The organism is Dickeya oryzae, from assembly GCF_020406815.2.
In the GTDB taxonomy this organism is placed as follows: Bacteria; Pseudomonadota; Gammaproteobacteria; order Enterobacterales; family Enterobacteriaceae; genus Dickeya; species Dickeya oryzae.
Genome location: NZ_CP162670.1, coordinates 1,737,926 through 1,748,097, shown reverse-complemented (window position 1 = coordinate 1,748,097; position 10,172 = coordinate 1,737,926). Strand labels below are relative to the sequence as shown.

9 protein-coding genes are annotated in these 10,172 nt (G+C 44.0%); all 9 read right to left on the bottom strand.

Annotation, left to right across the window (positions count from 1 at the left end; genetic code table 11):
• Positions 1–207: 207 nt before the first annotated feature.
• On the bottom strand, positions 208–972 hold the full coding sequence (locus LF929_RS07560; protein WP_038908483.1) for an MOSC domain-containing protein: 765 nt from the start codon (positions 970–972) through the stop codon (positions 208–210).
• Positions 972–1,661, bottom strand: coding sequence for a phenylalanine--tRNA ligase beta subunit-related protein (locus tag LF929_RS07555; protein ID WP_016943653.1), 690 nt, complete (start codon positions 1,659–1,661; stop codon positions 972–974). Before LF929_RS07555 ends, LF929_RS07560 begins: the two co-directional genes overlap by 1 nt.
• 1 nt (position 1,662) lies before the next feature.
• Positions 1,663–2,307 carry a LysE family translocator gene (locus LF929_RS07550; protein ID WP_016943652.1) on the bottom strand — a complete coding sequence of 215 codons (645 nt, stop codon included), beginning with the start codon at positions 2,305–2,307 and terminating at the stop codon, positions 1,663–1,665.
• A gap of 2 nt (positions 2,308–2,309) precedes the next feature.
• Complete coding sequence (locus LF929_RS07545) at positions 2,310–2,981, bottom strand: 2Fe-2S iron-sulfur cluster-binding protein (protein ID WP_038908484.1); 672 nt, start codon at positions 2,979–2,981, stop codon at positions 2,310–2,312.
• A 183-nt stretch (positions 2,982–3,164) separates the two neighbouring features.
• Positions 3,165–4,196 (bottom strand): hypothetical protein, encoded by a 1,032-nt coding sequence (locus tag LF929_RS07540; protein WP_016943650.1) that lies wholly within the window; start codon positions 4,194–4,196, stop codon positions 3,165–3,167.
• An 11-nt stretch (positions 4,197–4,207) separates the two neighbouring features.
• Positions 4,208–4,957: an SDR family NAD(P)-dependent oxidoreductase gene (locus tag LF929_RS07535; RefSeq protein ID WP_210175302.1), complete on the bottom strand. Its 750-nt coding sequence runs from the start codon at positions 4,955–4,957 to the stop codon at positions 4,208–4,210.
• A gap of 202 nt (positions 4,958–5,159) precedes the next feature.
• A complete protein-coding gene (gene gntA / locus LF929_RS07530; RefSeq protein WP_210175303.1) occupies positions 5,160–5,840 on the bottom strand; it encodes a guanitoxin biosynthesis heme-dependent pre-guanitoxin N-hydroxylase GntA in 681 nt (226 codons plus the stop codon).
• Between the two features lie 529 nt (positions 5,841–6,369).
• Complete coding sequence (ygjG, locus tag LF929_RS07525; RefSeq protein ID WP_226093412.1) at positions 6,370–7,791, bottom strand: putrescine aminotransferase; 1,422 nt, start codon at positions 7,789–7,791, stop codon at positions 6,370–6,372.
• A gap of 279 nt (positions 7,792–8,070) precedes the next feature.
• Positions 8,071–9,507 carry an aminobutyraldehyde dehydrogenase gene (gene patD, locus LF929_RS07520; protein ID WP_168365350.1) on the bottom strand — a complete coding sequence of 479 codons (1,437 nt, stop codon included), beginning with the start codon at positions 9,505–9,507 and terminating at the stop codon, positions 8,071–8,073.
• Positions 9,508–10,172 lie beyond the last annotated feature (665 nt).

The following is a 10,172-nucleotide window of genomic DNA, read 5'->3' as shown; positions in this document are numbered from 1 at the left end:
AGGACAGGTGGCTGTGGGGAAGTGAGCCTGTCTATATAGCTAATATTATCAATGCGTTATCACTACCAAAATTTTTCAGAGAATAAAAGAGACTAATGCTGAAAACCGCCACTGCATAAGAGCGATTTTCAGGCATACGAGGAAATAGCTTACTATTTATCAGGAAAACTCTCGTAGTTATGGTTGCCACCATAAGTAAAGTCTTATTTAATCGAAGCTAATATCCATTACATCATGGGTTTTTATTTCAAAATCATTGTCAGCTCGAAGATATAGCCCAAATAATGCACCGTCATTATTATTCTCTTCATCCAATACATCGAGAAGTATTGAATGTGACATGTTATGATTTTTTTTATGTAATAGAGTTACTGCATTACATCTTCCAGTCCTCTCTGTCACTAAAAAGTCAACCCCATTAATTTTTACTTTATTAACATCGCTCTCACCCTGTTCGCCAAAATCGGAGACAATAATGTTAGGTCTAAATATCATTGGGTTTAACTCATCAAGCTGGCAAATCTTAGCAAGCCTCTTAAGCTCTGACTGCGCAATAATGTGTATCGGTCCTGTATCCATAAAACTCTGACCAAAATCGTCTGGATGTTTTATTTTAGCAAGCACTACATCTTCTAAAAGATAGCTACTCAAAAAAGCCGAGACCTCACCGAAAAATGCCGACACCTCTACCTCTCTTGACCAAATATGAATAGATGTATCATCTCCGTTAGTATGTAAAAATGATTTTTTAATAGTTCCTAAATCTATAATAAGAGTATCACCTGCATCCACAATCACTATATTCTGAATGTTAATATTTTCCCTTAACGACATGAACTTATTACTCTTTCTTCCGTAAAGGCAAAATTGTCGATCTTTTCTAATACCGTTCGTTCCGCCTTGCAACACATCCGAACGGATACCGGCACCAGATTTGAGAGGATAGTAAATTAACTGTTCTATGATACTCATCAGCTACTTCTCGCGTTGTAATAAAACTCCTGAACATCGAATTCATGGCTATGAAGCTCATATGATGCATCAACAATATTTCTTCTTATTTTATTGCTAACAGTATAAAGGTCATTAGCTGAGACATATTCATGACCGATAATAACAAAAAGGCAGTCAGTTGTTTTCTCTGTTATTTTAAAATAGTCAGAATCTACATCCTTGCTGCCAATCCAAGCCATGACTCTATCTTCAGTACCATATATGAGCTCACCTGATTTTATAGTTTTAGCTTTATCCTGAAAAAGAGGAGTTATCCTCTCTTCACCTGATGAAATTTTTATTTCAACACAGTCACTTGTCCTCACGTGAGAGATATCATGCCCACCGATTCCAAGCCCATAATAAAATGCAACCTCATTATATGAGTCAATGATATTATTTATAGACCTAAATCCTCGCGTACTGAAATTATCTCTTAGTTTCTCACCTGCAGTTTTAAAATTATTCTGCTCAGTTGTTATGGTAAGAATCTTACGCATACCAAAATTATAGCGCCCTATATCTTCTGGTATACATTCGCTTACACTATTTTCGCATCTCTTTAAAAACTCTGGCTTACTGGGCGAAACTATCAAACCTCGAACAACCAGAAAGAGAGCATGTGTTACACCAGCATCTGCAGCTGCACTATCTATTGAGAAGTACATATCAACCAACCATAAAATTTTTATAAAGAAGAATAACACCGATAAAAACGAGTGCTGCTCCTGACACATAATTAAGAGTAACATTGAGTGCTCGATTTTTTTGCGATGCACGTGCAAGCACTCCCCCAGTAAGCCCAGCAGTCATATCAATAGGCAACGCAGTCGCTGGCACAATGAGTGAAACAAGTAGTGCTTGGACTGGTGTATATCCTCCAGTCAAAATAAGGCCTGGCAGTATTGAAAGATAAAAAAGTATCGTCTTAGGATTAAGAAACTCTACTGACACCGCCTGTAAATAAAGTTTTAGAAGACTATTCTTTTTAATTGTATCAGACTCAGCGACCTTGGTATCACCCACATCACGCGCGGCTTTGAGAGATTCATATCCCAGATAAAGAATATACACCCCCCCAACCAAAGCAACTGCATTAGCGACAAAAACACTTTTTGCAACAATAGCGGTGACCCCCAGTCCAGCCAAAAGTGCATGAATAGAACTACCAGAAGCAAGCCCCAAGGCAGAAACAGCGCCTGCAGCTTTTCCCTCACTAATTCCCCTTGCACTTACAAAAAATAAAGATGGGCCAGGACTCAGATTAAGCAGTAAAGCGGCAAACGCAAAAGCAATTAAACTAGTTTGTTCCATGATCATCCTATAATAAGTGAAGTGATAGCTTTGTAGTTACAAGTAAGAAGATGCTGTACCTTTAGCATATCTTGTTCTTCCTGCTGAGATAGTGTCATACAGGCGCCAGAGAGAACTTTTTTCCTGCATTTCATGCAAATGCCTGATCTACACATATGTTTCAACTCAATGTTTCTACTCAGGGCTGCATCAAGGATGCTCTGCTCTACTGATAAACTAAAAACGTCTGTATTATGTGAAACAACTATTTCTTCATAAGAATAACTAATTTCATATACTTTATTCGACTTATTCTCCAACTCAGAAATGTTTATTTCTGGAAATGTTCTGTTGGATTTTTCTAATTTTCCTATGAGCGCAAAAATCTCTCTCTCGACAACCTTAATTTTCGTAAGACCGGTAACGTAGAAAACCACTGATAGAGCCATTAATAAACCGGATTCACACCATAACTCTTCAGGGTAAAGAACATCTTCAAGATAAGACTCACCTTCAAGATTTTTTAGTACAAGCTTAAGAAAATTATTTTCACCACCATCAAAAACAACATTAAAACCAGAACACTCGTCGTCATACTCGTGGAGGGTGTCTGCTCTGACACTTATTTTTATTACTTCTGGATGACCGCCTGATAATTTTATTACCCCTTTAATAGACAGAACGCCCGGATTCATATTTACTCATCTCCTCAGTAGTATTCAGCCAAGTGTCATCCTTCTAACTACCAGTGTACTCCCTCCTCACTACACATCATAACCATGCTCATGTTATCTTCCCATAACCACTATATTAATTACCGCGTTGCGTGGGTTATTATTACCCTGCAACGCTTCATAAATTATTCGTAGATATAATTTTTATAAATAATTCTCGCAGTCCCCTTGACGACGAACATCAAGTGAACAGCAATGGAATCCTCCACCGACGGTTCTTCCATGCCGGAAGGAAACTGGGATGACTTCCAAGCCACAATGGTCGAGAATCTCCATTAACTTATGCTGATTTTTTTCAACGATTATGGTTTTTTCATCAATAGATAACACATTCATTGAAATCCATACAGATGCTCTAGCCCAATCAAATGCGTATCCTATATCAATAGGCTCATTGAAGAACACCAATTCCCAATGTTTAAATTGGTGTGGTATGTCCGCTGGTTTCATCCTAGATCCATTTATTAAAGCCAAACCAGGACGTAACAACTGCATCGTTGTACCAACATGATCACTGCAAATCGACATTGGATGAAAATTGAATTTGTCACCAAAAGTTCTATTCAGCCATTCAAAGCCAGTATGATTACCGCTGTTACTTATATTGAAAAAAACATCTTTTCCGCAGCGCATAATATTTGCCGCATCAAATAGAGGATCATCTTCAGCAAGATAGGGATGGTTATTACGCCACAGATACGTATCATCGGTCAAAATTGGTTTAGGTGCAGAAATCCATTTTCCACCACTCGAAAAATACTCACGAGCAATACTCCTAAACGATTGGTTTTCAAAATATCGGTTGCGAGATGGCATTGGTACTTCAATCAACGTATCCCCCAAAACCAGTAAACAGTCTCGTGGCATAAGGGCATGTGACTGCTGTGAACTCCAGTGTGGTGTTTGGCACTTTATATCAAGGGGGATAACGTCAGGGCGACGAACCTTAACACCATATCGTTCCAGTACCGATGTCATCTCCTGGAAGTCCTCTTCCATTTCATCTTTCACTTTAGAAAGGACTGAAGCGGCATTCTTCTCTTGTACAAACTCTTCCTGAAGGTCAAAGAAGTGTCGTGATGATATATCTAGATCAGGCAGCGTCAGTCCCTTTGGACTACCCAAAATAATTTCTTCTAATTTACCCCAATCACTGTAACTATTTATGATACTCATTTTAGATCCTGTTATTTATTAAACCCTAACGCGAATGATTGCCCTGTCGGCATCACCTCAAGAATATTGACATTTATATTTGACGGGAGAGAATAAGTCCAAAAGACCATTTCAGCAATATTCTCTGACGTCAGATATGTTTTATTCTCATATAATGCATCAGCTTTCTTAACATCACCTTTAAATCTTACTAAAGCGAATTCAGTTTTAGATAGCCCAGGAGCAATACAGCTTACTCTAATGTTTGTACCCTCTAGGTCGGTTTTCAAATTAAGGCTAAAATTATGCACAAACGACTTGCTGGCACCATATACATTACTACCCATATAGGGGTAGTTAGCTGCCACAGATCCTATATTGATGATATGGCCTCGATTTTGCGATATGAATTTTTCAATAAGAATTTTAGTAATATGCAGCAGGCCTATAATGTTAGTATTGATCATTGCTTCCCAATCGCTGAAATCATTATCTTGTGCTGGACCAAACCCTAAAGAAAGTCCTGCATTGTTTACCAACCCACAGATATATCCGAATTCTTTAGGAATACCTTTTAAGGCCTCTTCAACTGACTTTTTATCAGTAATATCAGCGATGACTGGAAGTACTCTGCCTGGAAACGTTTTACTCAATTCATTAAGATTATCCGCTCTTCTGGCAATAGCAACAACATTATACCCTTCTATTAAAAACCTGTGTGATATCGCTTTACCAAACCCTGATGATGCGCCTGTAATAACGATTGTTTCCGTATTATTCATTTAGGTATAACCTTTTCACACGCATGTTTCAAGTTGCAAAAAAATATAGGTTTACTAAGCTAAACAGTAAACCATTCTCTGCTATTAATTTGCCCATCACCAATGCAACGCATTGAGCTTCAGTCAGTATAAAAGGTGGTTTTAAAAAAAATCGATTTATTGTAAAGATGAGTTTTATCTCATTTCAATGACGAAACAGTTTTTACAATTTCTTTTTGAATGGACAAACCCACTCTTTTGTCGTGATATTACCGGCATATTGTCTGGCTTCACTTTCCTCACCAAAATTACTTAGGTTTGGGTTAAGGTCTCCTTGGATAACCATTTCTCTCCGTCGTATTTCTTTCTGCATTTTCTCAAATGTCCCCAATTCCTTTAGATAATGAAATTGTCGATGTGAATTAAACACGATAGATGGATAAGGAGAGCGACGACTGATCCTTGTTGCCTTAGGATGAAGGCCAACAATAAAGAATGGCTCGCCACCAAGGGAGAAACTAAACTGAGGTGACAGAGGATCAGAGGAACACTCTTCGCTCCATAAGAAACCGCATTCCATATCTATTTTGCTCAATTTCGTTAACGTATCCCACAAAAAGATTTCAAACTCAGCTTCGTCACTGCAGTACTTGTCGCTGAATGTCAGCACAAAAGTACTATTTGTTTTACTTAGTTGTTCACGTAACGAAATAAACTGACGGAGATATCCATACACATCTTCCAAGCTTACATTGTTATTTTTGCAACAGTCTCTATGGATTAATGACCCCATAGCCGCTGCCGTTTTTGCCCCAATACAAGAAAATGTATCAGATTCAATATAGTTAAGAAATTTATTCAGAATTTCCGGATTATTTGTAAGTTCAACTTCATCCTTTTGCATAAAATTGCCATGAATATTAAATCAATCAAAGTGAATAAAAAATAACTCCTACTTAAATTGGTGTCAACACCGTATTGACATAACTAAAATCGATATCTATGCAAACAACCATAACCAATTGATATTAAATAAATTTAAATGTTAGTTTCAAAAAAAACAAATTCATATAAAGTGATTTTTTATATTACTAGTGACAATGATTATATTTCAATTGAAAAAATTGAATATTTATTCATTTTGACACTAAGAGTTTAATGTCAGAAGGATAATTCCGGCATTTTCACCTTCCTCACCATCACGTATATATTTTGGAATATCGCTTTATCCTTACTGCCATTAACAGCAGGTAAAAAGTGATTTAATAGATTGTTCGACTTAATCCAATTTTTTCATGAACATTCATTGCTAAATAAAATCGCCTAATAGCAACCATATCACGCTATAAAGTAAGTAAAAAAAAGCCAGTCGACGAATCAGACTGGCTTTATGTATCGGCTCAGCACAGGGCTGAACGCTGCTGGGTGGGTGTTCACTGAAGTGCGAGTTCCTTATTAACAGGTTTAGGTTTGGCGTCGTCGTCCACACCGGTTGCCCGTAGCCTCGCCAGCGCCCGTTCTGCCTCTTGCAGCACGTGCTGACATTGCTCTTGGGTAATGGTTAACGGCGGTTCAATACGAATCGACTTGGCATTATTCAGCGTGCCTGCCACCAGCACCCGGTGCTGGAACAGTTCACTGGCAAACGCATAGCCGATCGCGTTTTCTCTGAATTCAATTGCCTGTAGCAGGCCCTTGCCACGCGCTTCCACAATCAAATCAGGATACGCGGCAGCCAGTCGTTGCAGCCCGGTCAGCAGAAACGCCCCCTGACGTGCCGCCTGCTCCGCCAGATTATCACGCAGCAGTACGTTGATGGTGGCCAGCGCTGCCGCACACGCCAATGGGTTACCGCCAAAGGTGGTGGTGTGCAGGAACGGGTTGTCAAACAGTACCGAAAAGACCTCTTCGGTCGCGACCGTTGCACCAATCGGCATCACGCCACCGCCAAGCGCTTTCGCCAGACACAGGATATCGGGTTGCACGCCATAGTGCTCACAAGCAAACATCTTGCCGGTACGCCCCATGCCGGTTTGTACTTCATCGAGGATCAGCAACGCGCCGGTCTCATCGCACAGTGCGCGAACCGCAGGCAGATACTGATCCGGCGGCACAATGACCCCACCTTCACCCTGAATCGGCTCCAGAATCACCGCTGCGATGCCTTCGCCGTTGCGCTGGCACTGCTCGATTTTCTGTCGCATCGCCTGGATATCCCCAAACGGCACATGGTGAAAACCGGGCAATAATGGCATGAATGGACGACGGAATACCGGTTTGGCGGTTGCGGATAACGCGCCCAGCGATTTACCGTGGAATGCACCGTGGGTAGCGATGAAGCTGAACTTACCACGCGGTGACTGGTAGGCTTTCGCCAGCTTGATCGCCGCTTCCACCGACTCGGTGCCGCTGTTGCAAAAGAAACTGTACTTCAGCGTACCCGGTGTAATGGCCGCCAGCGTTTTTGCCAGCATGGCACGCAGCGGATCGAGCAGTTCCTGACTGTGCAACGGCTGTTTGGAAAGCTGCTTTTCCACGGCGGCCACGACGGTGGGGTTGCGATGACCGACATTGAAAATGCCATAACCGCCGAGACAATCGAGGTATTCGTTACCCTGTGTATCAAGCAGCGTATTGGGGCCGCTGGCGCGCCATTCTACCGCACCGAAGCTGCCACCGGAGGTGACGGATTTTCTGTACTCCAGAAAACCGGGATTGACGTACTCACGAAATGCATTGAGCGTTTCACGATTGAGCGCCGCCATCGCGTCGGCGGGAAGGGTATCGCTCATAATTAAATCAAGCGCCTGCTGAGAACACTCTAGCGGGTTGAAATGTGACAGAGATCTGGACAAAATGTGCTCCTTGGGGGTGAGGTATCACGTGATACCAATTTAAGTAATGCATATAACGCACCACTCCGCCCGCCTAATCAGAAAATCACGATTTCGTCCTTTCCCTGCTTATTTTTACAACAGATTATAGACAAAACCGCTCATTTATTGTCACATCCTGCTATTGCAGATCAGATAAAGAATAAAAATCGCCCAAAAAACAAGGCGAACGCACCGTTTATGTGCAGCTCGCCCTACGATTGGGCATTTTTTCACCGCCCGTCGGTTATCGCGCTACCGTTAATGGCGGATCATCACATGCCGCACGATGGTGTAATCCTCCAGACCATAGACCGACATATCCTTACCGTAACCAGAGAGTTTCTGTCCGCCGTGCGGCATCTCGCTGACCAGCATGAAGTGGGTGTTAACCCAGGTACAGCCGTACTCCAGACAGGCGGCAACGCGATGCGCACGGCCGATATCCCGCGTCCATACCGAAGACGCCAGCCCATAGCGGGAGTCGTTGGCCCACGCCACCACTTGTGCTTCATCATCAAACGGCGTAATGGATATCACCGGACCAAAGACTTCTCGCTGGACTATCTCGTCTTCCTGCCGGGCATCAGCCAGTACGGTGGGTTGAAAATAGTAACCCCCACCGGGCACCCGTTCTCCCCCGGTGATAAGCCGGATGTGGGGTTGTGCGCGGGCTCGCTCGACAAACCCAGCCACCCGCTCCAGTTGTTCTGCCGTGATCAGCGGCCCCAGTTCCGTTGTCGGGTCGTCGGGCGTGCCGATTTTGAGCGAAGCAACCGCCTTACCGAGCTTTTCCACCAGTTGGTCATAGATGGGGCGCTGCACGTAGAGACGGCAGGCCGCGGTGCAATCCTGCCCGGCATTATAGAAGCCAAAACTACGAATACCGTCTGTCACCTGCTCCAGATCCGCATCGTCGAACACGATAACCGGTGCCTTGCCGCCCAGTTCCATGTGAGTACGTTTTACACTGGCCGCCGCGTTGCCAATAATATGCGAACCGGTGGCAATAGAGCCGGTCAGTGACACCATACGCACCCGCTCATGGCCGGTCAGCGCATCGCCGATTTCCCGTCCCTGCCCGAACAGGATATTGACGACGCCCGGCGGGAACAGGTCAGCCAACAGGCTGGCCAAATACAATGCCGTCAGCGGCGTTTGCTCTGCGGGTTTCAGCACCACACAGTTACCGGCCGCCAGCGCCGGAGCCAGCTTCCAGGCAGCCATCATCAACGGATAATTCCAGGGAGCAATGGAGGCAACCACCCCCACCGGATCACGACGGATCATCGAGGTATGCCCTTCCAGATATTCACCCGCCGCCGAGCCATTCAGGCAGCGTGCGGCACCGGCAAAAAAGCGAAACACATCCGCTACTGCGGGTATCTCGTCATTTAATACCGCATGGTAGGGTTTACCGCAGTTTAGCGATTCCAGTCGGGCCAGCGCTTCACCGTGCTGTTCGATGCAGTCCGCCAGCTTCAGCAACAGCGTGGCGCGTGTTTTGGGCGTTGTCTGCCCCCAGTGGGCAAACGCCGCCTCCGCCGCCATCACGGCAGCATCCACCTGTGACAGATCCGCCTGCGCCATCGTGATGATGGCCTCTCCCGTGGCCGGGTTGTGCACCGTGTAAGGCGCTCCCTTGCCCAGCACCCGTTTTCCGTCAATCAACATGTCAATCAGCAAATTGTCGTGCATACCCTGCTCCCCTGAAGCGATAGCGATAGACGTACCCTATGGCAATCATCTAGCAAAATACCTGCCATCTTCTCGACTCGTCCACCCTGTACTGGTTCGTCATCGCGCACCTCATCGTGAATCAAGGCGTGAAAACGCGTGTATTCGCTATCGTTAAAGCGTAGCTGAGCTACCACCAAAAGGAGAATGAGCGGGAACCGATATCGACCAGCAAAGGGATTACTGACATCACATATCACGCACTCACATCACACCATGAATGCCCCGGCAGACCGTCAGGGCGTAATTGATGGATTACAACGTGAACAGGGTTGCCCGGCAATGGCCGCGTTGGTCAGCGCACGACAGACAGAATAAGTACGTGCTAATACTGTCTCGCTCAACCGGTTTGAGGTTGGGTTTGATAACGTGGCATGACTCAGACCACAACAATCACCACCTCATCAGGAGGTGGTTTACTGCTGACAATGAAAAAAACGTCATTGCCGCGTTATTTTAATAACCCTATAGACTATTAGTCATAGCATGCGATATTTATTTTCTCACGAGCACAACAATGTGACACCACCGATAGATTTATAAAATAACGCCCCCAGCCGATTCGAAAATTATTATCATTTATTCCCGACAAACCCACATGTGATTGACATTAAAAAAACAGAATA

Bases quoted from the DNA above. Each gene is read 5' to 3' on its own strand.
- LF929_RS07560 (WP_038908483.1), bottom strand. From the start codon at position 972: ATGAGTATCATAGAACAGTTAATTTACTATCCTCTCAAATCTGGTGCC.
- LF929_RS07555 (WP_016943653.1), bottom strand. From the start codon at position 1,661: ATGTACTTCTCAATAGATAGTGCAGCTGCAGATGCTGGTGTAACACAT.
- LF929_RS07550 (WP_016943652.1), bottom strand. From the start codon at position 2,307: ATGGAACAAACTAGTTTAATTGCTTTTGCGTTTGCCGCTTTACTGCTT.
- LF929_RS07545 (WP_038908484.1), bottom strand. From the start codon at position 2,981: ATGAATCCGGGCGTTCTGTCTATTAAAGGGGTAATAAAATTATCAGGC.
- LF929_RS07540 (WP_016943650.1), bottom strand. From the start codon at position 4,196: ATGAGTATCATAAATAGTTACAGTGATTGGGGTAAATTAGAAGAAATT.
- LF929_RS07535 (WP_210175302.1), bottom strand. From the start codon at position 4,957: ATGAATAATACGGAAACAATCGTTATTACAGGCGCATCATCAGGGTTT.
- gntA (WP_210175303.1), bottom strand. From the start codon at position 5,840: ATGCAAAAGGATGAAGTTGAACTTACAAATAATCCGGAAATTCTGAAT.
- patD (WP_168365350.1), bottom strand. From the start codon at position 9,507: ATGCACGACAATTTGCTGATTGACATGTTGATTGACGGAAAACGGGTG.